General features: G+C 66.9%; 17 protein-coding genes and 2 pseudogenes. 16 read left to right on the forward strand and 3 right to left on the reverse strand.

Features of this window, described 5'->3' with window-relative positions:
- The first annotated feature begins 1 nt into the window (after position 1).
- From N7333_RS17020 to N7333_RS17055, 8 genes and pseudogenes are all read left to right on the forward strand, one after another.
- Positions 2-1,195, forward strand: coding sequence for an FtsX-like permease family protein (locus tag N7333_RS17020; RefSeq protein ID WP_129482656.1), 1,194 nt, complete (start codon positions 2-4; stop codon positions 1,193-1,195).
- On the forward strand, positions 1,188-2,993 hold the full coding sequence (locus N7333_RS17025; RefSeq protein ID WP_129482657.1) for an SUMF1/EgtB/PvdO family nonheme iron enzyme: 1,806 nt from the start codon (positions 1,188-1,190) through the stop codon (positions 2,991-2,993). The genes N7333_RS17020 and N7333_RS17025 overlap by 8 nt, the downstream gene beginning before the upstream one ends.
- Positions 2,994-3,079: 86 nt before the next feature.
- Positions 3,080-3,976 (forward strand): type VI secretion system-associated lipoprotein TagQ, encoded by an 897-nt coding sequence (gene tagQ / locus N7333_RS17030; protein ID WP_129482658.1) that lies wholly within the window; start codon positions 3,080-3,082, stop codon positions 3,974-3,976.
- A 187-nt stretch (positions 3,977-4,163) separates the two neighbouring features.
- Positions 4,164-4,327: pseudogene (locus N7333_RS17035) on the forward strand (general stress protein).
- 152 nt (positions 4,328-4,479) lie between these two features.
- A complete protein-coding gene (gene galU / locus N7333_RS17040) occupies positions 4,480-5,343 on the forward strand; it encodes a UTP--glucose-1-phosphate uridylyltransferase GalU (RefSeq protein ID WP_012018651.1) in 864 nt (287 codons plus the stop codon).
- A 28-nt stretch (positions 5,344-5,371) separates the two neighbouring features.
- The gene (locus N7333_RS17045) at positions 5,372-6,226 is read left to right on the forward strand and encodes an SDR family oxidoreductase (protein WP_012018650.1); all 855 of its coding nucleotides are present in this window, start codon (positions 5,372-5,374) and stop codon (positions 6,224-6,226) included.
- A 126-nt stretch (positions 6,227-6,352) separates the two neighbouring features.
- Positions 6,353-6,511 (forward strand): annotated as a pseudogene (locus N7333_RS17050) (general stress protein); the annotation flags it as partial.
- Positions 6,512-6,589: 78 nt separating this feature from the next.
- The gene (locus N7333_RS17055; protein WP_012018649.1) at positions 6,590-7,057 is read left to right on the forward strand and encodes a hemerythrin domain-containing protein; all 468 of its coding nucleotides are present in this window, start codon (positions 6,590-6,592) and stop codon (positions 7,055-7,057) included.
- A gap of 42 nt (positions 7,058-7,099) precedes the next feature.
- On the opposite strand, the gene N7333_RS17060 is transcribed toward N7333_RS17055, so the two are convergent.
- Positions 7,100-8,068, reverse strand: a complete 969-nt coding sequence (locus N7333_RS17060) for a class I SAM-dependent methyltransferase (RefSeq protein ID WP_012018648.1) — start codon at positions 8,066-8,068, stop codon at positions 7,100-7,102.
- A 14-nt stretch (positions 8,069-8,082) separates the two neighbouring features.
- Positions 8,083-9,483: an iron-containing redox enzyme family protein gene (locus N7333_RS17065; RefSeq protein WP_129482659.1), complete on the reverse strand. Its 1,401-nt coding sequence runs from the start codon at positions 9,481-9,483 to the stop codon at positions 8,083-8,085.
- A 155-nt stretch (positions 9,484-9,638) separates the two neighbouring features.
- Between N7333_RS17065 and N7333_RS17070 the strand changes: the two genes are divergently transcribed.
- The 4 genes from N7333_RS17070 (at position 9,639) to N7333_RS17085 (ending at position 12,958) form a co-directional block, all read left to right on the forward strand.
- Positions 9,639-10,775, forward strand: coding sequence for a carboxylate-amine ligase (locus N7333_RS17070; RefSeq protein WP_129482660.1), 1,137 nt, complete (start codon positions 9,639-9,641; stop codon positions 10,773-10,775).
- Positions 10,776-10,832: 57 nt separating this feature from the next.
- Positions 10,833-11,999, forward strand: a complete 1,167-nt coding sequence (locus N7333_RS17075; protein WP_129482661.1) for a zinc-dependent alcohol dehydrogenase — start codon at positions 10,833-10,835, stop codon at positions 11,997-11,999.
- Between the two features lie 100 nt (positions 12,000-12,099).
- Positions 12,100-12,462: a DUF2892 domain-containing protein gene (locus N7333_RS17080; RefSeq protein WP_003246837.1), complete on the forward strand. Its 363-nt coding sequence runs from the start codon at positions 12,100-12,102 to the stop codon at positions 12,460-12,462.
- Positions 12,463-12,523: 61 nt separating this feature from the next.
- Positions 12,524-12,958 carry a hypothetical protein gene (locus N7333_RS17085; protein WP_129482662.1) on the forward strand — a complete coding sequence of 145 codons (435 nt, stop codon included), beginning with the start codon at positions 12,524-12,526 and terminating at the stop codon, positions 12,956-12,958.
- A 113-nt stretch (positions 12,959-13,071) separates the two neighbouring features.
- Here N7333_RS17085 and N7333_RS17090 read toward each other — a convergent pair whose 3' ends face one another.
- Positions 13,072-13,449, reverse strand: coding sequence for a Rho termination factor N-terminal domain-containing protein (locus N7333_RS17090; RefSeq protein WP_003246835.1), 378 nt, complete (start codon positions 13,447-13,449; stop codon positions 13,072-13,074).
- A gap of 169 nt (positions 13,450-13,618) precedes the next feature.
- On the opposite strand from N7333_RS17090, the gene N7333_RS17095 reads away from it, so the two are divergent.
- From N7333_RS17095 to glgB, 4 genes are all read left to right on the forward strand, one after another.
- Complete coding sequence (locus N7333_RS17095) at positions 13,619-14,143, forward strand: MgtC/SapB family protein (protein ID WP_003246834.1); 525 nt, start codon at positions 13,619-13,621, stop codon at positions 14,141-14,143.
- 132 nt (positions 14,144-14,275) lie between these two features.
- Positions 14,276-16,258 (forward strand): alpha-1,4-glucan--maltose-1-phosphate maltosyltransferase, encoded by a 1,983-nt coding sequence (locus N7333_RS17100; protein ID WP_096826482.1) that lies wholly within the window; start codon positions 14,276-14,278, stop codon positions 16,256-16,258.
- Between the two features lie 17 nt (positions 16,259-16,275).
- Positions 16,276-19,578 (forward strand): maltose alpha-D-glucosyltransferase, encoded by a 3,303-nt coding sequence (gene treS, locus N7333_RS17105; protein ID WP_129482663.1) that lies wholly within the window; start codon positions 16,276-16,278, stop codon positions 19,576-19,578.
- Positions 19,579-19,592: 14 nt separating this feature from the next.
- A complete protein-coding gene (gene glgB, locus N7333_RS17110) occupies positions 19,593-21,731 on the forward strand; it encodes a 1,4-alpha-glucan branching protein GlgB (protein WP_129482778.1) in 2,139 nt (712 codons plus the stop codon).
- Positions 21,732-21,782: the final 51 nt, after the last annotated feature.

A 21,782-nucleotide genomic window follows, 5' to 3' on the forward strand; every position in this document is an offset into this window, starting at 1 on the left:
GATGCGCCTGCGCCTGATGGGCCAACTGGCCTGGCACGACTACCGCCGCGAAGGGCGACTGTCGGCCTGCGCGATATTGGCGCTGGTGGCGGTGCTGGCCCCCCTGCTGGTGCTGTTCGGTCTCAAGTTCGGCCTGATCAGCACCCTGACCGAACGCCTGGAGCGCGACCCCGGCATCCGCGAGGTGATCCCGCTGGGCGGCGGGCGCTTCGGCAACGAGGCCATCGCCGAGTTGCGCGCCCGCCAGGACGTGGCCTTCGTCATCCCGCGCACGCGGCAGATCGCCGCCACGGCCGAGCTGTCCAGCGACAGCGGGCGGGTGACGGTGGAAATGATCCCCACCGCACCGGGCGATCCCCTGTTGCCGCAGCTGGATCAGCCCCTGGCGCTGGATGCCGTGGTGCTCAGCCAGCGCGCGGCGGAAAAGCTCGGCGTGATCGCCGGGGACCAGCTGCAGGCCGCCTTCGGCCGTCAGGTAAGCGGGCGCAGCGAGTTTCAGCGCACCGGCCTGCGCGTACAGGCGGTGCTGCCGCTCAGCGCCTTCGCCCGCGACGCGCTGTTCGCCGACCTGCGCCTGCTGGAGGCTGCCGAAGACTACCGCGACGGTCTGGCCGTCAGCGCATTCGGCTGGCCCGGGCAAGAGTCCACTGCGGTCGGGCGGATCTACCCGAGCTTTCGCCTGTACGCCGCCGACCTCGACAGCGTCGAAGTGCTGCGCCGCCACTTCGCCGGGCGCAACCTCGAAGTCGCAACCCAGGCCGAAACCATCGCCCAGGTGCGCTCGCTCAGCCGCAACCTGACCCTGGTGTTCTGGATCATCGCCTGCCTGGCGCTGGGCGGCGCCTTCGCGGCCATGACCGCCAGCGCACTGGCCGCGGTCGAGCGCAAGCGCCGCGCGCTGTCGGTGTTGCGCCTGCTGGGCTTCTCGTCCTCTGCGCTGGTCGCCTTCGTGGTGTTGCAGGCGCTCTATACCGGACTGTTCAGCACGCTGCTGGCCTGGGCGCTGTATGCCGGCGCGGAGTTCGGCCTGAACCAGCTGTTCCAGCACAGCCCCGGCGAGTACGCCTGCCGCCTGCTGGCCGGACATTACCTACTGGCCCTGCTGGTCACCCTGTTGTGCAGCAGCCTGGCGGCCGCCTCGGGCGGCTGGCGGGCTGCACGAATCGAAGCTTCGGAAGGATTGCGCGATGTCTAGAGGTCACTGGGCCCTGCTGTTGCCCGCATTGTTGGTGCTCGGCTGCTCCGAGGGGGAACAGGCCAAGCCGGTCGCCGCCCAGGCTCAGGCGGCGGAGGAGGCCGCGCCGCAGGAAGCGCCGCCAACCCCAAGCCCGCAGCCAAGCGCCGCGGCGCAGGCACCGGGCACCCCGCAAAACTACAACCCGAAACCGCTGGAGGACGATGTCGCCCTGCCGCTGCCCTGCGGCGGCGAGATGGTCTTTCGGCATGTCTATATCCTTGCTCGCGGCACGCTGGACGACCGCGAGATCAGCCTCGGCTACCCGTTCAATGAGGGCGATCCGGGCTATCAGCAATCCTTCATTTCCGGCTACCGCCGCGACTTCATCAACGGCCAGTTCGTCGTCGAGGATCTGCCCGAGGACTGGCGCAGCCGCATCGCGCCGACCCTGCCGATCCGCCAGGACGACGAGCTGCTCAAGCCCATGCTGTATTTCGTCGGCAAGTACGAGGTGACCGAGCGCCAGTACCAGCAGGTGATGGATCAGGCGCCGGCGCTGGCCGGCGCTGGCGAGGAGGTGTGCACGCCGGTGGCCGGCGGGGTGATGGCGCGCCGGCCCAAGGTCAATCTGTCGCGCTTCGAGGCCGAGCGCTTCGCCGCGGTGTACAGCGCCTGGCTGCTGCGGCATCACCGCGAGCGGCTGCCGATCAGCGGCCGCGGCAGCAACCCGGAAGACGGCGGCGTCGGTTTCGTGCGCCTGCCCACCGAAGTGGAATGGGAATTCGCCGCCCGCGGCGGGCATGCGGTGAGTCGCCAGGAGCTGGAGGGCAGGCTGTTTCCGCGGCGCGAGGAGGGCGTCGAAGGCGACGGCCCGCTGGCCGACTGGGCGGTGTTCACCCAGGTCGCCGGCGGCACGGGGCAGGGCGCACGGCTGCTGCCGGTGGGCAGCAGAAAGCCCAACCCACTGGGCCTGCACGACGTGATCGGCAACGCCGCGGAAATGGTTCACGACCCCTTCCAGATGGTGCATGCGGGCCGCCGCCAGGGCACCTACGGCGGTTTCGTGGTCAAGGGCGGCAACTACCTGGAAGGGGAAATGACCCTGTTCACCGGCATGCGTCGCGAGTACCCCTCGTTCGCCGCCGATGGCAGCGAACAGCGCAACGAGACCACCGGTTTTCGCGTCGCCCTGGGCGCGCTGTCGGCGCCGCGCTCGCGCTATCAGGAGCTGTTCGAACAATGGCAGCGCGAGGGGCGCCTGGCCGGCCTGACCGACGAGATCGAGGCGGCCGACGACCCGACCCTGCTGCTCGACAGCATCATCGCCGGCAGTGACGACCCCGAGCTGCAGGCGCGCCTGGCGCTGATCAACGAGGAGCTCAAGCGCAACGTTTCGCTGATCGCCCAGCAGCGTCAAGAGGCGGCGGCCAACCTGATCCAGTCCGCCGCGCTGGTGGCCGAAACGGTCAACAACTACAACATCCGCCTGACCAACCTGCAGAACAGCCTGAACCAGGCGCGCCAGGCCAAGGACCAGACCGCGGTGAAACTCTACGAGTCGGCCATCGCCAATGGCCGCAGTGCGCTGGACGGCGCGGTGAGCATCTACATCGACAACCTGGCCACCGGCACGCGCTACAGCGATGCGGTGATCCAGGCGCAGTTTCAGCGCACCCGGCAGGAGCTGGAACGCCAGCCCGTGCTGGGTAAGAGCCTGGTGAAACGGGCTACGCTGTTTGTGAAGCACGTAGGCGAATATCGCCAGCAACGCAGGGCCGATCCGGCAGCCATTCTCAAGGAGCTGCTGGCACCCTGAAGCAGGAGAGCCGGGCCGCGGGTGAGGGCGCCGTACGCCCCGGCCGGCAGGATGGAATCAGACAACTCAAGCATGAGGCCAATACCATGGAATACCCGCAGATCCGCTTCATACGCTCCTCGCTGATGTTCGCCGGAGCCTTCTCCATCCTCTTGCTGGGAGGCTGCGCCAGTGTCGGTGGTGGCGTCAGCTCCAAGGTGGCCAAGACCACCCAGGCCAACTACTACCCGGCCTGTTACGAGCCGGTCAATCACCTGCGCGCTTCCGATGCGGCCATGCAGAAATCGGTGACCACCGGCGCCGTCACCGGCGGCCTGCTCGGCGGCCTGGCCGGTGCCCTGAGCGGTGGCGACAATGCCGGGCGCAACGCGCTGATCGGTGCGGCGGCCGGCGCCCTGGTCGGCGGGGCGGCTGGCTACTACACCGAGCGGCAACGGCAGATCAGCGACGATCGCCAGCGCATCGCCTCCTACGGCAGCGACTTCGAGCGCAGCACCATGGACCTGGATCGCAGCATCGTCCACGCCAAGGCGGCGCAGGACTGCTATCAGCGCGAGTTCGAGAACCTGCGCGCGGCCCACCGCAACAAGACCATGAGCGACAGCGAAGGGCGCAATCGCTTCGCCGAAATACTCAGCGGCCTGAAGGAAACCAACGCCCTGCTGGCGGCTGCCGACGGCCGCACCGGCGAGGACATCAACACCTACACCCAGGCCTACGAGAAGGACCTGCAGCAGGTCGGTCTGGAACGCCAGCAGGTGGCGGTGGCCGCCAAGGTGGAAAGCGCGCCGGCCAGCAAGCCGGCACCGGCGGCCAAACCGGTGCCGCAGGAAGCGGTGGTGACCGAGCAGAAGATCCAGAAGGCCAGCGCCAAGCGCAGCGAGGCGCAGCAGGTCAGCAGCCGCGGCACCGGCATCATCAGCAGTGCCTGCAACAACCCGGACCTGGGCGACTGGGCGCCGGATCCCTGCACCAGCGTCTGAGGCAAGCGCCCGGGCATTGGCCGGCTCCCTCTCTCGCCGGGAGAGGGAAGCTGACATGCCCAGGCGCTCATTACCGCTCGTCAGCAGCCCTCCGAACACCCCCGCAAATAGGCTGAACATCCGCTGCTGGCGCTTTCTCCAAATCAGAGCAGGGCAATGTTGCCTGGCCAGTCGAGGAGACCGCGACATGAACCATAACCCCGGAAATCTCGCCAATGATCGTCAGAAGGCCTCGGAGGCCGGCAAGAAGGGCGGGCGCAGCAGCGGGGCAGCTTCGCCAACGACCGTCAGAAAGCGACCGAAGCCGGACGCAAGGGTGGCCGAAACAGCCACGGCGGTGGCCGCACCTGAACGTACCGAGGTGACGGGATGCCGCTGGCAGGCCTCCCGGGCGCGCTCGCGAGGGCCTCTACGGGAAGGCGCGGGCGGCGAAATACCTTGAACCCGCGAAGCGGCGAGCGAGTCAGGTTCTAGTACCAACCCACTCATTTGGTACGAGCCTCATGATCACGAAATGCTTATTCCCCGCTGCGGGTTACGGTACCCGCTTTCTTCCCGCTACCAAGTCGATGCCCAAGGAAATGCTACCGGTGGTCGACACGCCGCTGATCCAGTACGGCGTCGAGGAAGCGCTCGAGGCCGGCCTTACCCAGATCGCCATCGTCACCGGGCGCGGCAAGCGCTCGCTGGAAGACCACTTCGACATCAGCTACGAACTCGAGCACGAGATTTCCAATACCAGCAAGGAAAAATCCCTCATCGGCATTCGCCATCTGATCGAAACCTGCACCTTTTCCTATACCCGCCAGGTGGAGATGAAGGGCCTCGGCCATGCCATCCTCACCGGTCGCCCGCTGATCGGCGACGAGGCCTTTGCCGTGGTGCTGGCCGACGACCTGTGCCTTAACGTCGACGGCGACGGCGTGCTGAGCCAGATGGTCAAGCTCTACGAGCAGTTCCGCTGCTCCATCGTGGCGATCGAGGAAGTGCCCATGGACGAGGTGTCGCGCTACGGCGTGATCGCCGGCGAAGCGCTGCGCGAGGACATCTTTCGCGTCGAGCGCATGGTGGAAAAACCGAACCCCGAAGACGCACCGTCCAACCTGGCGATCATCGGTCGCTACATTCTCACCCCCGACATCTTCGAACTGATCGAGCAGACCGAGCCGGGCAAGAGCGGCGAGATCCAGATCACCGACGCGCTGATGAAGCAGGCCCAGCAGGGCTGCGTGCTGGCCTACAAGTTCAAGGGCCAACGCTTCGACTGCGGTTCGGCCGAGGGCTACGTGCAGGCCACCAACTTCTGCTTCGAGAATCGCCACAAGACTCACCCCGTGATCGCCAGCCCACGCCTGCAGGCGGTGTAGCGCATCAACCATCAGCGGAGAAGCGCAGATGAACGACAAGACATTGCCCGCGCAGCATCAGGATCGACAACCCGGTCTCGAGCACGCCATGCATCCCGAACCCGTGTACCTGTCCGATAGCTACCGCGCCGCCGACAAGCTCGCCGGCAAGGTGGCGATCATCACCGGCGGCGACAGCGGCATCGGCCGCGCCGTCGCCGTGCATTACGCCCTGGAAGGGGCCAAGGTCGCGCTGGTCTATCTCGACGAGAACGAAGACGCGCAAAAGACCGTGGACGAGGTGACCCGCCATGGCAGCGAGGCGATCGCCCTGGCCGGCGACGTGGGCGACGCAGGCTTCTGCCAGTGCGTCGTCGATGCGGTGATCGCCAAGTGGGGACGCCTCGACATCCTGATCAACAACGCCGGCGAGCAGCATCCCAAGGAAGACCTGCTGGAGCTGGAGGAGGCGGATTGGGAGCGTACCTTTCGCACCAACATCCTGGCCATGTTCCAGCTCACCAAGGTGGCGCTCAGGCACCTGCAATCGGGCGCCAGCATCATCAACACCAGCTCGGTCACGGCCTACAAGGGCAACCCCATGCTGCTCGACTACTCCTCGACCAAGGGCGCGATCACCTCGTTCACCCGCTCCCTGGCGATCAACCTGGCGCCGCGCGGCATCAGGGTCAACGGCGTGGCACCAGGGCCGATCTGGACACCCTTGATCCCGTCCACCTTCAGCGCCGACAAGGTCGCCGAGTTCGGCGCCGACACCCCGCTGGGGCGCCCTGGGCAGCCCTCGGAAGTGGCCCCGGCCTATGTCTACCTGGCCAGCAACGACGCCTCCTACATGACCGGGCAGATGCTCCACGTCAACGGCGGCAGCGTGGTCAATGGTTGAGTGCGCAGGCAGTCGGGAACGATGAAAAATACCCTGAACGACTCGACGCCTGATCTGCCTCAATTTATGTGAAGGCAATAACGCCTCGCGAACAACTATCAGGAGGTACCAGCAATGGCTACCAGCAAGAATCCGGGTAACTTCGCAAACGATCGTGAAAAGGCATCGGAAGCCGGCCGCAAGGGCGGCCACAACAGCGGCGGCAACTTTGCCAATGACCGCGAAAGAGCGTCCGAGGCAGGGCGCAAGGGTGGCCAGAACAGCCACGGCGGTCGTAACTCGTGACCGCTTCGTCAGGGCCCGCTTCTAGCGGGCCCTGACGTTCCAGCCTGCGTGATTACAAGACCTGAGGAGTGCATGACGATGAACGCCATCGAACTGCTGAAGAAGGACCATGAAACCGTCAAGGAGCTGCTGAGCCGGCTCGAGGAAACCACCGAGCGCGCGGTGCAGACGCGCAAGAAACTGATCAGCAAGATCGAGCAGGAACTGAAGATTCATACCGCGCTGGAAGAGCAGATTTTCTATCCCGCGTTCCGCCAGGCCGGCAGCAAGGACGATGCGGTGCTGGCCATCGAGGCGAAGGAAGAACACCGCGCCGTCGAGGCGCTGGTGCTGCCGGACATCAAGCAGACCTCGCCCTCGACCCTGGAGTTCGCCGGCCGCGTCAAGGTGCTCAAGGAGCTGCTCGAGCACCATATCGAGGAAGAGGAAAACGACATGTTCCCGCAGGCCAGAAAGCTCCTCGGCAAGCGCGAACTGGAGGACCTCGGCCAGGCCATGGAAACCCTGCGCAAATCGCTCAAGCAGGGCGAGGCCAAGGCAGCCTGATCCTCACCAGGCGGGTGCCTGCGCGCGGCAGGCACCTGCTGCTCAACGCTGTCGCGCCTGCGGCTGATAGGTCAGGCGCAGCGCCACGCAGGCGATACGATCGGCCTGCGCATAGGCCGGGTGCTGCAACTCCTCGCCGAACACGTCCGGATCGATTTCCTCGTAGCTCCAGTCCCAGCCGGTGTCGCCCAGCGACAGGCGGATGGCGTTGAGGAAGGGATCCTCGCCGTCGAAGATGGCCACGCCGGTATACAGCAGCAGCGTGCCGCCAGGGGCCAGACGTTCCATGGCCGTATCGAAGATCGCCAGCGACAGACCCGCACCGTGCTTGCCGCCGCCATGGCGATAGGTGCGTTGCTGCGGGTCGAGCATGTAGGGCGGGTTGGCGATGATCAGATCGAAGTAGCCGTCCACATCCCTGAGCAGATCGCTCTTGCTCACCTCCAGATTGAAGATGCCGGCCAGCCGCGCGTTCACCGCGGTCATGGCCAGCGCTCGTTCGTTGATGTCCAGGGCCAGCACCTGCGCCCCCGGACGCAGCTGCGCCGCGGTGATGGCGCCGGGCCCCGCGCCGCAGCCGATATCGGCGATGCGCCGCAGCGGCTGGTGGCAGTGCGTGAGGTGCTCGCGCAGCAGACGGGTGAAGCGATAGGTATCCGGACCGAAGAACACCGCATCGGCCTCCTCGGTGGGAAAGCGCGAATGGGCATACAGGCCGCCGTCGAGGGTCGACCAGCGCACCCGGCTGCGCCATTGCCCGTCCTGCCCCTGCAGCACCTGCGCTTCGTCCATGGCTTCGATGATCTCGGGTTCCAGCAGCCCATCGGCGAACGGGCGGCTCCAGCCGAAGACGTCGCGCAGATCGCGTGCCTGCTCGTTGCCGGGGCGGCCATTGACCCGTTGGTGGGTCGCCGGCGTCGGCGTGATGAAGTGATAACCGCGTGCCCGCAGTAGCGTGCCCAGACGCAGCAGGGCGAGGGTGGCGGGCGAAGCGAAATCCGGCTGATGCATGGGTGTCTCCAGAGTCAGTGAGCCTGCTGCAAGAGCGCGGCGAAGCTGCGCGTGGCCGCCAGGCCGGCCGCAGAGGCATGGTGCGCCGGAGCCAGCAGTTCGATCAGGCGACGTTCGCGGCCGGCTGGATCGAGACCTGCCAGCTGCGCCTGCAGCTCGCGCCGTTCGCGGTCCAGTTCGCCGCCCTGGGTCGCGGCGCCGGGCAGGTGTGAGACCTGGGCAGGGCGCCGCGGGCGGAAGGGGTTGGTCTGCTCGTCCTGGCTCCAGTCGCCGGCGATCCAGTCGTGCAGCAATTGCTTTTCGTAGGGACTGAACACGCCGAACATCGCCGCGCCTTCACCCTGCACCAGACGCCAGAAGCGGCTGTTGGCCGGATCCCTGTCGCGCCTGATCCAGCCATGCTGCTGCAGGGCGTCGAGAAAGCCGGCCACATCGCCTTCGGCGCCGAGCCATTCGTTGACCGTGCGCCCGCCGATACGGCAGTAATCGGAATGCACCTGGCTGGCCACGCTGCGCTTGCGCTCCAGCATCGCCAGCAGCTCGTGCTGTAGGTCGAAGGCTTCGATCACCGCCGTCGAGCCCGTGCCCAGCTCGCCGAGGCGATAGCCGTTTCGCACGCGCTGGTAGAACGCCTCGGCGTCGCCGACGACAGGCAGATTGTCCAGCACGCACTGCACGGCCTTGGCGGCATGGCCGGTGGCGCTGTTGTCGATGGTCACGTGCAGCTGGAAATAGTAGGGATCGATGCCCAGCTCGTTGAGCTCGAAACTGCTGATCAGCAGGTGCAGGGGCGGCTGTTCGTAACCCAGGTTGTAGCCGATGATTTCCGGCAGATAACGCTCGCACGCCAGGCCCAGGGCCAGCTGGATCGCTCCCTGGCGATAGAGTCCGTCGTCCAGCGCCTCGAGGTCGTCGCAGCCCTGGGTATGCAGCAGCCGGCGATACAGCAGCACGTGGTTCTGCGCCGGCACGCCGTCGCCCAGCTCTTCCAGGTAGGTACGCACCAGTGCGTGCATGCGCGCGTCGCGCCAGTGCGGCAGCGTGCCGTAGAGCCAGGCGCCATCGACAAGCTTGGTCGGCGCCACCGCGCGCAGAAAGTGCAGGGCATGGGAGCGATGCGGAAAGTAGCGCCGCTCGGCACCGGCGCGCCGGCTCGCCAGGTAGGCCGCGTACTGTTCGGTCACCGCCTGCGCATGCTGCCGGGACCACTGCGTCAGTTCCTCTACGCGGGACGGCAGCTCGCAGGGCAGCTCGCGGGCCTGCTCCAGGCATTGCTCGAGAAACTCCAGCGCCAGGGCATGGCCCGGCACGGGTTCGTCCAGCAGCTGGCGATAGGTGCGTTGCCAGGTGCCTTGCCGGGGCGGTGGCGCAATGGGGGTGGCGGAGGTGCTGTCGACGAAGCTGGCGATCGACATGAAAGGGTTCTCCTCGAACGGGCCTTGTTCTGTTTAGGAGGGCGCCGCCGGGACAAGATTCCACCTAATTTGCCGGTGCCTGCCGCTTCGTCCGAGAGGTTGAACCCTCACGCCCCGACGCCGCTCAACAGCAGCAAAGGCGGAGTGGACGGGACATGACACAGAGCACTTTCGGCATCGAGGAAGAGTACTTTCTCACCGACCTGACCAGCCGCCAGGTGGCCAGGCGCAACGTGGAGGCCTTCGCCACGGCCTGTCAGTACGAGCTCGGCGAGCGGGTGACGCGGGAGATGTTCGCCGCCCAGTTCGAAGTGGTCACCCCGGTGCTGCACAGCCTCACGGATGCCCGTCAGTGCCTGGAAGGTGCACGCCGCACCCTGGCGCGCCTGGCCAGGGAATTCGACTGCGGCGTGCTCGCCGCCGGCACCCATCCACTGGGCCAGTGGCGGCGCGTGCGGGCCACCGACATGCCGCGCTACCGAGCGATTTTCGATGATTACCGCATGGTCGCCAGCCGCAGCGTGCTGGCCGGGCTGCACGTGCATGTCGGCGTGGCCGAGGGCGTGGACCGTATCCGCCTGATGAACCGGCTGACGCCCTGGCTGCCGCTGCTGCTGGGCCTGAGTGCATCCTCGCCGTTCTGGAGCGGCCGCCCCTCCGGGCTGATGAGCTATCGCCAGGCGGTGTGCGACGAGTGGCCGCGCATGGGCATCCCCGATCATTTCGCCGACGAGGCCGAGTACCAGCGCTACGTGCAGGTGATGACCGACACCGGTTGCATCCGCTCGGCGGCCAACCTGTGGTGGAACATCCGCCCCTCGCTGCGCTATCCGACGCTGGAGCTGCGCATCGCCGATGCCTGCCCGCGGCTGGACGATGCGCTGTGCCTCGCCGGGCTGTTTCGCGCCATGGTCGAGCATGTGCAGCTCACCCCGCATCACGCCTGGTGCGATGACCCGCTGATCCGCGTGCTCACCCTGGAAAACCGCTGGCGTGCCAAGCGCCAGGGCCTGCGCGGGCTGTTCATCGAACCGGCCAGCCAGCGTCTGCTGACCTTCGCCACCTGGCTGGAGGAGGTGCTCGAGCGCATCGCCATCCAGGTGCCCGCGAGCGACCGCTGGATACTGGAGCATGCGCGCCACCTGGCGCTGCATGGCGGCAGCGCCGAGGCACAGCTGGCCGAATACCGCGGCGCCCGCGCCAACGGCCTGGAACATGGCGAAGCGCTGCACCAGGTGGTCGACAGCCTGATGGCGCAAACCGAACTGCATCCGTCGCAACAATTAGCCTGAACGTCCGCCCGAGACCGATTTCGGAATAGGGACATGCCCTGTTCCAGGAGAAAGCTCATGCGTGCATTGACCTACCATGGCAGCCACGACGTCCGCGTCGATCAGGTCGACGATCCCAGCATCGAACAGCCCGACGACATCATCCTGCGTGTCACCGCTACCGCCATCTGCGGCTCCGACCTGCACCTGTATCGCGGCAAGATTCCCCAGGTCAAACAGGGCGACATCTTCGGCCATGAGTTCATGGGCGTGGTGGAGGAGGCCGGTCCCGCGGTGACCGCGGTACGCAAGGGCGACCGGGTGATCGTGCCGTTCGTGATCGCCTGCGGCAGCTGCTTCTTCTGCCAGCTGGACCTGCACGCCGCGTGCGAAACCACCAACCCCGGGCGCGGCGCCATCCTCAACAAGAAGCAGATTCCTTCGGGCGCCGCACTGTTCGGCTACAGCCACCTGTATGGCGGCGTGCCGGGTGGCCAGGCCGAGCTGGTGCGCGTGCCCAAGGCCAATGCCGGCCCGTTCAAGGTGCCCGACGAGCTGGACGACGAGCAGGTGCTGTTTCTTACCGACATCCTGCCCACCGGTTACCAGGCGGCGATCAACGCCGGCATCAAGCCCGGCAGCAGCGTGGCCATCTACGGCGCCGGGCCGGTAGGGCTGATGAGCGCGGCCTGCGCGCGTATGCTCGGCGCCGAGCAGATCTTCATGGTCGATCACCATGACTACCGCCTGCAGTACGCCCAGCAGACCTACGGCGTGGTGCCGATCAACTTCGACGTGGTCGACGACCCGGCCGCCGCGATCATCGAGCAGACCGCGGGCCACCGCGGTGTGGATGCGGTGATCGATGCGGTGGGCTTCGAAGCCAAGGGCAGCCTGACGGAAACCGTGCTCACCGCCCTCAAGCTGGAGGCCAGCAGCGGCGTGGCCTTGCGTCAGTGCATCGCCGCCGTGAGGCGCGGCGGTACGATCAGCGTTCCCGGCGTCTATGCCGGCTTCATCCACGGCTTTCTGTTCGGCGATGCCTTCGACAAGGGCCTGACCTTCAAGATGGGCCAGACCCACGTGCACCCGCTCTTGCCGACATTGCTGCAGCACGTGCTCGAAGGCGAGCTGCGCCCGGAAATCATCATCAGCCATCGCCTGCCTCTCGCTGAAGCGGCCGAGGGCTACCGCATCTTCGAATCGCGCAAGGAAGAGTGCCGCAAGGTGATCCTGCGCCCATGAGCCGCTGGCCCGATTGTCTGAACCTTTGCCAGGGGGGCGCGCTTCTAAATCTCATCGGAGCCGCAAAGGCCCGTTATTCATCCTGACAGGAGGAACTGCCATGTCACTCAGCCACAATGTCCAACGCCTGGAACGTGCCATCTCGCTCGCCACCGGCGCCACCGCCGTGGTCACCGGCCTTTGCCAGGGCGGTTCGAGAGGGGTACTCAAGGCGCTGGGCGGCGCTGCCCTGCTGCAGCGCGGCTTCACCGGGCACTGCGTGGTCAAGGGGATGATCAGCGATCCCAAGACCGAACTCGAAGGCCTGCGCCAGTGCGTGGCCGACCTGCGCGCCGCCTTGCCGCGGCTGCAGAAGGAACTGGAGGCCGTGCAGCAGCGCCAGACCGCGCCCGGAGCACGAGAGGCACGGCTGGACAACGCCGTGGAAGAAACCTTTCCCGCCAGCGACCCGATCTCGCCCTGAACCAGGCTCGTCGCGATGGCGCGCTGGCGCCGTCGCCACACCGCAATTGGAGGAGGCAGCGATGAAAGACCGCACACCCGGCCCCAGGCCGCAGCAATTGCCGGAAGACGCTCTGGACTTCGAGGCTGACGAAGAGAGCAGCATCCTCGGCGATGTACCGGCGCAACCAAGCGAGCGCCCCGCACACAGCGCGCAGGATCAGCCCGGCCTGACCGGCGGCGCGACGCTCAGCGAAAGCGCACACGAGGACAACGTCAGTCTCGACGACCTCAGCCCGGATACCCTGATCGACGACAGCGGCGCCCGTTCGCCTTTCGAGCGCGGCGAGGATCGCCCGCTGGATGAGGAGCTCAGCATCGTCGACGAAACCGACATAGGCGGTGGCGCCGGCCTCGACGAAGCCGAGCTGGCGCGTTCGGCGCCGCTCGACGGTGAGCCCTGGACCGACGAGGTGGTGCCCGGCGAAAACGGACGCAAGGGCGGCACCCGCCACTAGGCAAGAACGGCGCCTGCCCGATGCCGCAGCGTATCGGCGCGGGCGCCGTGGAGAGACGCATTCATTCGGGCCAGACGCGCCTGGCCGCGGATGAAGGCATCCTTGCATCGTGATCACTGCTTCTTGCGCAGCGCTTCCACCAGCTCCTGCTTGCGCATGCGCGAACGGCCGGACAGGTCGCGTTTGCGCGCCAGATCCATCAGCTCGTCACGGGTCATCGACTCCAGCTGCTGCCCGGCGCGGGGCACGCCCTGGCGCGTCTTGGCCGCGCGCTGGGCGGACGATTCGCGGGCCTGCTGCTTGGCGCCGGCGCTGGTCTTGCGGCCCGAGCCTCCGGCCTTCTCGCCGCCACCGGACTGCTTGTTGACCGTGGCCCAGGCGCGCGCCTCGGCCTTCTCCTCGGGTACGCCGCGAGCCTTGTAGCTGTCCTCGATGTGCTCGGCCTTGCGCTTCTGTTTTTCCGTGTACTTGGCTTTGCTGCCTCGGGGCATGAGGGTTCTCCCGGTTGGTCATGCGGCGGAATTGCCGCACGACACCTATCGGGAATGAATGCGCATGGCCGGTTTGGTTCCCCGTTTCGGATGATCGGAGCTGCATCGATCAGCCGAACCTCTTCGCCGTTTCGCGGCTCAGAAGGAAAGAATCGAGGATCTAACGCAGATGGACGTATTCGAGCGCATTCTCATGACCCTGGTGGAGGAGTTCTCCGATCTCGCCCAAGTGGAACACATTACCCGCGCCACGCTGCGCCTGGTCCTGGCCATGTTCCTCGGCGGGCTGCTCGGCTATGAGCGCGAGGTCATGGGCAAGGCGGCCGGTCTGCGCACGCACATGCTGGTGTGCCTGGGGGCGGCGATCTTCGTCATGGCGCTGGAGCAGGACGGCGCCGAAGCCGACGCCATGAGCCGGGTGATCCAGGGCATCGCGGCCGGTGTCGGTTTTCTCGGCGCCGGCACCATCCTCAAGGGGCAGAACATCTCCGACGTCAAGGGCCTGACCACTGCGGCCGGCCTGTGGGCCTCGGCTGCCATCGGCGTGGCGGTCGGTCTTGGCCGCGAGGCCACTGCCGTTCTGTCCACGCTGATCGTGCTGGTGGTGCTGCACCTCATGCCGCTGATGGTCGAACCGGGTACCAGGAACCGGCCGGATGACCAGGCCGAAGAGGAACCTGACGACAGGCGATAGCCCATCGCCCCGGTAAAACTGCCTGAACTTTTCCGCCTCCGGCTGCCTCGGAATTTTTAGAGCCAGCCTGCGCTGCGCTCGTTTTTTTCATACCCCACGAAGCGTCTGCCAGGCGTGAAGGAGCCAGGAACCATGCTGCCCCCGCACTCCGTCGAGCAATCCCTTGCAATAGCCCTGAAGGAGCCCCGACTGGCACTGGAGGCGGTACAGCCGGTGGTCGAGCAGGGACGGTTCGCCGCCAAATGCCTGTGCGGACGTCCGCTGGTCGTCAGTGCCGTGATCTTCAGCGACGGCCATGACCAGTTGGCCGCCGACCTGCTCTGGCGCAGCGCCGATCAGGCCAGCTGGCAACGCGTGGCGATGCAGCCACTGGGCAACGATCACTGGTCCGCCACCCTGCAGATCGACGAGCAGGGCCGCGCCGAGTTCGCCATCGAAGCCTGGCTGGATGTCTATGCCAGCTTTCGTCAGGAACTGGTGAAGAAGCTCGGCGCCGGCGTGCCGGTCGATCTCGAACTGCAGGAGGGCGCACAGCTGGTACGCCGCATCTGCGCCCAGGCTCCGGAGCACCTGCGTGGCGAAGTGGCTGCGCTGGTCGAGCGCGTGGAAGCCGCGCAATCGCAGGAAGAGCGTGAGGCGGTGCTGATCGATCCTTCGGTCAACGAGCTGATGCGCCGCGCCGAGTACCGTCCGCACCTGCTGCGCAGCCGCAACTACCCCCTGGATGTGGAGCGCCGCCTGGCCGAGTTCGCCAGCTGGTACGAGCTGTTCCCGCGCTCCCTGGGCGAGGATGGCCGTCACGGCACCTTCGCCGACGTCGAGAAGCGCATTCCCGAGATCGCCCGGATGGGCTTCGACGTGCTGTATTTCCCGCCCATCCACCCCATCGGTCGCACCCATCGCAAGGGGCCGAACAACAGCCTGAAAGCCGGCCCGGACGACCCCGGCAGCCCTTACGCCATCGGCAGCGAGGAGGGTGGCCACGAGGCCCTGCACCCGCAGCTGGGCAGCCGTGAGGACTTCTGCCAGATGGTCGAGGTGGCGCGCCAGCATGGCCTGGAAGTGGCGCTGGATTTCGCCGTGCAGTGCTCGCCCGACCATCCCTGGCTCAAGCAGCACCCCGGCTGGTTCAGCTGGCGACCCGACGGCAGCATCCGTCACGCCGAGAACCCGCCGAAGAAGTACGAGGACATCGTCAACGTCGAGTTCTACGCCGAGGCGGCCATGCCCGATCTGTGGCTGGCCCTGCGCGACGTGGTGCTGGGCTGGGTAGCGCTGGGCGTGACCCTGTTTCGGGTGGACAACCCGCACACCAAACCCATGCCGTTCTGGGAATGGCTGATCGCCGATGTGCGCGCTCGGCACCCGGAAGTGATCTTCCTCTCCGAGGCCTTTACCCGCCCGGCGATGATGGCGCGCCTGGGCAAGCTGGGCTTCAGCCAGAGCTACACCTACTTCACCTGGCGCAACACCAAGGCCGAGCTGCAGACCTACTTCACCGAGCTGAACCAGCCGCCATGGCGCGACTGCTACCGGCCGAACTTCTTCGTCAACACGCCGGACATCAACCCCTATTTCCTGCAGCGCTGCGGCCGCCCCGGTTTTCTCATCCGCGCCGCGCTGGCCACCATGGGCTCGGGGCTGTGGGGCATGTACTCAGGCTTCGAGCTGTGCGAGGCCGACCCGGTGCCGGGCAAGGAGGAGTACTTCGACTCGGAGAAGTACCAGCTGCGCCCGCGCGACTACCACGCCCCCGGCAACATCAACGCCGAGATCGCCCGGCTCAACCAGATCCGCCGCGAGAATCCCGCGCTGCAGACCCACCTGGGCTTCCAGGCCTACACGGTGTGGAACGACAACATCCTGTACTTCGGCAAGCGCACCGAGGACCGCAGCAACTTCATCCTGGTGGCCATCAGCCTCGATCCCTTCGCAGCCCAGGAGGCGCACTTCGAGCTGCCGCTGTGGGAGCTGGGCCTGCCTGACGACGCCGACCTGCACGGCGAAGACCTGATGAACGGCCACCGCTGGACCTGGCACGGCAAGGTGCAGTGGATGCGTATCGAACCCTGGCATCTGCCGTTCGGCATCTGGCGCATCCAGGCCGGCAACTGACAAGGAGGACGCCCGACATGGCCAGACGCAGCAGCGCCAGAACCTTTCTCAACGATCCGCAGTGGTACAAGGACGCGGTGATCTACCAGGTGCACGTGAAGTCCTTCTTCGATGCCAACAACGATGGCATCGGCGACTTCCAGGGCCTGATCGACAAGCTCGACTACATCGCCGACCTCGGGGTGAACACCCTCTGGCTGCTGCCGTTCTATCCCTCGCCACGGCGTGACGACGGCTACGACATCGCCATGTACCGGGGCGTGCACCCGGACTACGGCAGCCTCACCGACGCCCGCCGCTTCATCGCCGAGGCGCACCGGCGCGGCCTGCGCGTGATCACCGAGCTGGTGATCAATCACACCTCCGACCAGCACCCCTGGTTCCAGCGCGCACGGCGCGCGAAGAAGGGTTCCAAGGCGCGCAACTACTACGTCTGGTCCGATCGCGACGACAAGTACGCCGGCACCCGGATCATCTTCATCGACAGCGAGAAGTCCAACTGGACCTGGGACGCGGTGGCCGGGCAGTACTTCTGGCACCGCTTCTACTCGCACCAGCCGGACCTCAACTTCGACAACCCGCGGGTCATCGAGGCGGTGCTCGGGGTGATGCGCTTCTGGCTCGACATGGGCGTCGACGGCCTGCGCCTGGACGCCATCCCGTACTTGATCGAGCGCGACGGCACCAGCAGCGAGAACCTGCCGGAGACCCACGAGGTGCTCAAGCGCATCCGCGCCGAAGTGGATGCGCGCTACCCCGATCGCATGCTGCTGGCCGAGGCCAACCAGTGGCCGGAGGACACCCGACCGTATTTCGGCGAAGACGACGAATGCCACATGGCCTTCCACTTCCCGCTGATGCCGCGCATGTACATGGCCATCGCCCAGGAAGACCGTTTTCCGATCACCGACATCCTGCGCCAGACCCCGGAGATTCCGCCCAATTGCCAGTGGGCCATCTTCCTGCGCAACCACGATGAACTGACCCTGGAGATGGTCACCGACGACGAGCGCGACTACCTGTGGAACTACTACGCCGCCGACAGTCGCGCGCGCATCAACCTGGGCATCCGCCGGCGCCTGGCGCCCCTGGTGGGGCGCGACCGGCGACGCATCGAGCTGCTCAACAGCCTGCTGCTGTCGATGCCCGGCACGCCGACGCTGTACTACGGCGACGAGATCGGCATGGGCGACAACATCTACCTGGGCGACCGCGACGGCGTGCGCACACCCATGCAGTGGTCGGTGGACCGCAACGGCGGGTTCTCCCGCGCCGATCCGGCCAGCCTGGTGCTGCCGCCGATCATGGACCCGCTGTACGGCTACCAGACCATCAACGTCGAGGCCCAGGCGCGCGACCCGCACTCGCTGCTCAACTGGACGCGGCGCATGCTCGCCATCCGCAACCAGCACAAGGCCTTCGGCCGCGGCAGCCTGGAAATGCTGGCACCGAGCAACCGACGCATCCTCGCCTACCTGCGCCTGCACCGCACCGAGGAGGGCAGCGAGGAATGCATTCTCTGTGTGGCCAACCTGTCCAGCGCGGCCCAGGCCGTCGAACTGGAACTGGCCGACTACCACGACCGGGTGCCGGTGGAGATGGTCGGCGGCGCATCCTTTCCGCCCATCGGCCAGTTGCCCTACCTGCTGACCCTGCCGCCCTACGGTTTCTACTGGTTCTACCTGGCCGACGCCTCGCAGATGCCCAGCTGGCACCTCAAACCGGTGGAACGCATGCCCGAGCTGCAGACCCTGGTGCTCAGCCGCGGCCTGAGCGAAGTGCTGGAAGGCCGGCCACGGCAGATTCTCGAGCGCGAGTCGCTGCCGCTGTACCTGCCGAAACGGCGCTGGTATGCCGGCGACCGGATCGCCGCCGGTGCGGTTCGGCTGCTCTATGTCGTGCCGCTGGACCAAGAGGCCGACGCGCCCCTGCTGGCCGAACTGGAGGTGCGTGGCGAACAGGGTGCCGAGTACTACCGCCTGCCACTGGCGGCGGTGCCCGAGCGCGCCGAAGGCAACGACCTGCCGCAGCAGATGGCCCTGGCCAGGCTGCGCCGCGGCCGCCACGTGGAACTGCTGACCGACGCCTTCAGCCTGCCGCAGTTCAGCCAGTCGATTCTCGCCCTGCTGCGTCAGGAGCGCGTGCTGCACAGCGCCGCAGGGGAGATCCAGTTCCGCGCCGAGCCGGCCCTGCTGGCCCTGGATAACGGCGAGGAGGCCACCTTCAAGCTGCTGTCGGCCGAGCAGTCCAACAGTTCGGCGCTGGTCGGCAACCAGATCCTGCTCAAGCTGCTGCGCCGCGGTTTCGCCGGCATCCACCCGGAGGTGGAAATGAGCCGCTTCCTCGGCGACCAGGGTTTCGCCAATATCGCGCCGCTGCTGGGCGAGGTGGTGCGGGTCGACGACCAGGACCAGCACACCCTGGTCGTGGTGCAAGGCTATCTGGACAACCAGGGCGACGCCTGGCTGTGGACCCTCAACACCCTGGAACGCGCCATTCGCGAAGAGCTGACCGGTGGCATGAGCGAGCCGCAGGTCGATGCGCTGGCCGAACTCGCGCAGTTCTGCAGCGTGCTCGGCAAGCGCGTCGGCGAGATGCACGCGGTACTGGCGCGGCCCACCGAGAATCCGGCGTTCGGCTGTCGCCTGAGCGACGAGCAGGACTGCGCCGCCTGGCGCGAGTCGATCGCCGAACAGCTGCATCAGGCCCTGCGCGCGCTGCAGCAGCAGCGCGACGGCCTGGCGCCGGCCCTGGCCGAACAGACCGACTGGCTGCTCGACCACGAACAGCAGCTGCAGCAGGCGCTCGGTCATCTCACCCAGCGTGTGGCCGGCGGTCTGCGCATCCGCGTGCATGGCGACCTGCACCTGGGCCAGGTGCTGGTGGTGCAGGGCGATGCCTACGTCATCGACTTCGAGGGCGAGCCCAATCGCACCCTGCAGGAGCGCCGCCAGTACCACAGCCCGTTCAAGGACGTGGCCGGCATGCTGCGCTCGATCGATTACGCAGCCGCCGTGGCCCAGCGCAGCGCCGGAGGCATGGACGGCGGCGGCGACTCGCAGCAGACGGTGGCGGCGCTGGTGGCGCGCTACCGCGAAATTGCCCGCGATGCCTTCCTCGACGGCTACCGCCTGGCGGCAGCCGGCCTGCCTCACGAATGGTACGAACGCGACGGCGAAGACGCCGCGCTGACCCTGTTCAGCCTGGAAAAGGCCGCCTACGAAATCGTCTACGAGAGCGGGCACCGCCCCGACTGGATCGACGTTCCCCTGCAGGGCCTGGTGGACCTGGCCCGACAACTGATGGAGATAACGAGTTGAGTGACGAACGAGTGATGCGTCTGTGCCGGGCCGAGGAGGGCGATCCGTTCGGTTTCCTCGGCCCGCATGCGCAGGGCGACGGCACGCTGGTGCGCGTATGGCTGCCCGGCGCCGATGCCGTGGAGCTGATCGATCCCGAAGGCAGGCTGCTGGGCGAGATGCAGCGCCGTCACGCCGACGGCCTGTTCGAGCTCGAGCTGGAGCAGCCCAGCGCCTATCGCCTGCGCATCCACTGGCCCGGCAGCGTGCAGGAGGTGGAAGACCCCTACGCCTTCGGCCCGATTCTCGGCGAGCTGGATCTGTACCTGTTCGCCGAAGGCAACCACCGCGAGCTGTGGCGTTGTCTCGGTGCGCGCCCCTGCGAACACGAGGGCGTACCCGGCGTGAGCTTCGCGGTGTGGGCGCCCAATGCCCGGCGGGTGTCGGTGGTGGGCGACTTCAACAGCTGGGACGGTCGTCGCCACCCAATGCGCCTGCGCTACCCGGCCGGGGTGTGGGAGCTGTTCATTCCGCGCCTGGCCGCTGGCGAGCGCTACAAGTACGAAATCCTCGGCCAGCACGGCCTGCTGCCGCACAAGGCCGATCCGCTGGCCCAAGCCACCGAGGCGCCGCCGGCGACCGCCTCGCGCGTACCGCGCGGCGAAGCCTTCGCCTGGCAGGACGAGCACTGGATGAACGACCGCGCGCAGCGCCATCGGCCCGAGGCGCCGCTGGCCATCTACGAGCTGCATGCCGCCTCCTGGCAGTGGCACGATGAGCGCACGCCAAGCTGGGACGAGCTGGCCGATCGGCTGATTCCCTACGTGCAGAACCTGGGGTTCACCCATATCGAGCTGATGCCGATCATGGAGCACCCCTTCGGCGGTTCCTGGGGCTATCAGCCGCTGTCGCTGTTCGCGCCCACCGCGCGCCTGGGCGAGCCGGAGCGCTTCGCCGCCTTCGTCGACCGCTGCCACCGCGCCGGCCTCGGCGTGATCCTCGACTGGGTGCCGGGACACTTTCCCAACGACGCCCACGGTCTGGCCGAGTTCGACGGTACCGCACTGTACGAATACGCCCATCCCTTCGAGGGCTACCACCCGGACTGGAATACCTGCATCCACAACCTCGGCCGCAGCGAGGTGCACGGCTTCATGCTGGCCAGTGCGCTGTACTGGCTGCGCGAATACCACGTCGACGGCCTGCGCGTCGACGCCGTGGCCTCGATGCTGTATCGCGACTACTCGCGCGAGGAAGGGCAGTGGATCCCCAACCGCCATGGCGGGCGCGAGAACCTGGAGGCCATCGAGTTCCTCCAGCACCTCAACGAGGTGGTGCGCAGCGAGGTACCGGGGGCGCTGGTGATCGCCGAGGAGTCCACCGCCTGGCCCGGCGTCAGCCGGCCAGTGAACGAAGGTGGCCTGGGTTTCAGCCACAAGTGGAACATGGGCTGGATGAACGACACCCTGCGCTACTTCCAGACCGACCCGCTGTACCGCCGCCATCACCACCAGCAGATCACCTTCGGCCTGCACTACGCCTTCTCAGAACGCTACATCCTGCCCATCTCCCACGACGAGGTGGTGCACGGCAAGCGCTCGCTGATCGGGCGCATGCCGGGCGATCGCTGGCAGCAGTTCGCCAACCTGCGTCTGTTCCTCGCCCTGATGTGGACACACCCTGGCAAGAAGCTGCTGTTCATGGGCTGCGAGTTCGGCCAGTGGCGCGAATGGAACCACGACCAGCAGCTGGACTGGTACCTGCTGCAATATCCCGAGCATGGCGCGGTACAGGCGCTGCTGGGCGAGCTCAATCGGCTGTATCGCGAGGAAGTCGCGCTGCACCAGTGGGACGAGCGCCCGGAGGGCTTTCAGTGGCTGATCGGCGACGATGCGCACAACAGCGTGTTCGCCTGGCTACGCCATGGCGAGGGTGGGCAACCGCTGCTGGTGGTACACAACTGCACGCCGCAGGTGCGCCACGATTATCGGGTGGGGGTGCCGCGCGCCGGCGCCTGGCAGGTGCTGCTCAATACCGACGAGGGCCGCTGGTGCGGCTCCGGGGCGGGGAGCCAGGGCACGGTGCACAGCGATGCGGTGGCCAACCATGGCCTGCACGATTCGCTCAACCTGCAGCTGCCGCCGCTGGCTACCCTGGTGCTGCGCCCCGTGTAGAGGGGCACCGCGTGCGGTTGCATGCTTGGACGTGTCACGGTGCGCGCGGCG

The organism is Pseudomonas sp. GD04158 (assembly GCF_029834875.1).
Taxonomy (GTDB): Bacteria; Pseudomonadota; Gammaproteobacteria; order Pseudomonadales; family Pseudomonadaceae; genus Aquipseudomonas; species Aquipseudomonas hydrolytica.

What these genes read in the sequence shown, in the direction of transcription:
- N7333_RS17020 (WP_129482656.1), top strand. Translation starts at nt 2, where the DNA reads ATGCGCCTGCGCCTGATGGGCCAACTGGCCTGGCACGACTACCGCCGC.
- N7333_RS17025 (WP_129482657.1), top strand. Translation starts at nt 1,188, where the DNA reads ATGTCTAGAGGTCACTGGGCCCTGCTGTTGCCCGCATTGTTGGTGCTC.
- tagQ (WP_129482658.1), top strand. Translation starts at nt 3,080, where the DNA reads ATGGAATACCCGCAGATCCGCTTCATACGCTCCTCGCTGATGTTCGCC.
- galU (WP_012018651.1), top strand. Translation starts at nt 4,480, where the DNA reads ATGATCACGAAATGCTTATTCCCCGCTGCGGGTTACGGTACCCGCTTT.
- N7333_RS17045 (WP_012018650.1), top strand. Translation starts at nt 5,372, where the DNA reads ATGAACGACAAGACATTGCCCGCGCAGCATCAGGATCGACAACCCGGT.
- N7333_RS17055 (WP_012018649.1), top strand. Translation starts at nt 6,590, where the DNA reads ATGAACGCCATCGAACTGCTGAAGAAGGACCATGAAACCGTCAAGGAG.
- N7333_RS17060 (WP_012018648.1), bottom strand. Translation starts at nt 8,068, where the DNA reads ATGCATCAGCCGGATTTCGCTTCGCCCGCCACCCTCGCCCTGCTGCGT.
- N7333_RS17065 (WP_129482659.1), bottom strand. Translation starts at nt 9,483, where the DNA reads ATGTCGATCGCCAGCTTCGTCGACAGCACCTCCGCCACCCCCATTGCG.
- N7333_RS17070 (WP_129482660.1), top strand. Translation starts at nt 9,639, where the DNA reads ATGACACAGAGCACTTTCGGCATCGAGGAAGAGTACTTTCTCACCGAC.
- N7333_RS17075 (WP_129482661.1), top strand. Translation starts at nt 10,833, where the DNA reads ATGCGTGCATTGACCTACCATGGCAGCCACGACGTCCGCGTCGATCAG.
- N7333_RS17080 (WP_003246837.1), top strand. Translation starts at nt 12,100, where the DNA reads ATGTCACTCAGCCACAATGTCCAACGCCTGGAACGTGCCATCTCGCTC.
- N7333_RS17085 (WP_129482662.1), top strand. Translation starts at nt 12,524, where the DNA reads ATGAAAGACCGCACACCCGGCCCCAGGCCGCAGCAATTGCCGGAAGAC.
- N7333_RS17090 (WP_003246835.1), bottom strand. Translation starts at nt 13,449, where the DNA reads ATGCCCCGAGGCAGCAAAGCCAAGTACACGGAAAAACAGAAGCGCAAG.
- N7333_RS17095 (WP_003246834.1), top strand. Translation starts at nt 13,619, where the DNA reads ATGGACGTATTCGAGCGCATTCTCATGACCCTGGTGGAGGAGTTCTCC.
- N7333_RS17100 (WP_096826482.1), top strand. Translation starts at nt 14,276, where the DNA reads ATGCTGCCCCCGCACTCCGTCGAGCAATCCCTTGCAATAGCCCTGAAG.
- treS (WP_129482663.1), top strand. Translation starts at nt 16,276, where the DNA reads ATGGCCAGACGCAGCAGCGCCAGAACCTTTCTCAACGATCCGCAGTGG.
- glgB (WP_129482778.1), top strand. Translation starts at nt 19,593, where the DNA reads ATGCGTCTGTGCCGGGCCGAGGAGGGCGATCCGTTCGGTTTCCTCGGC.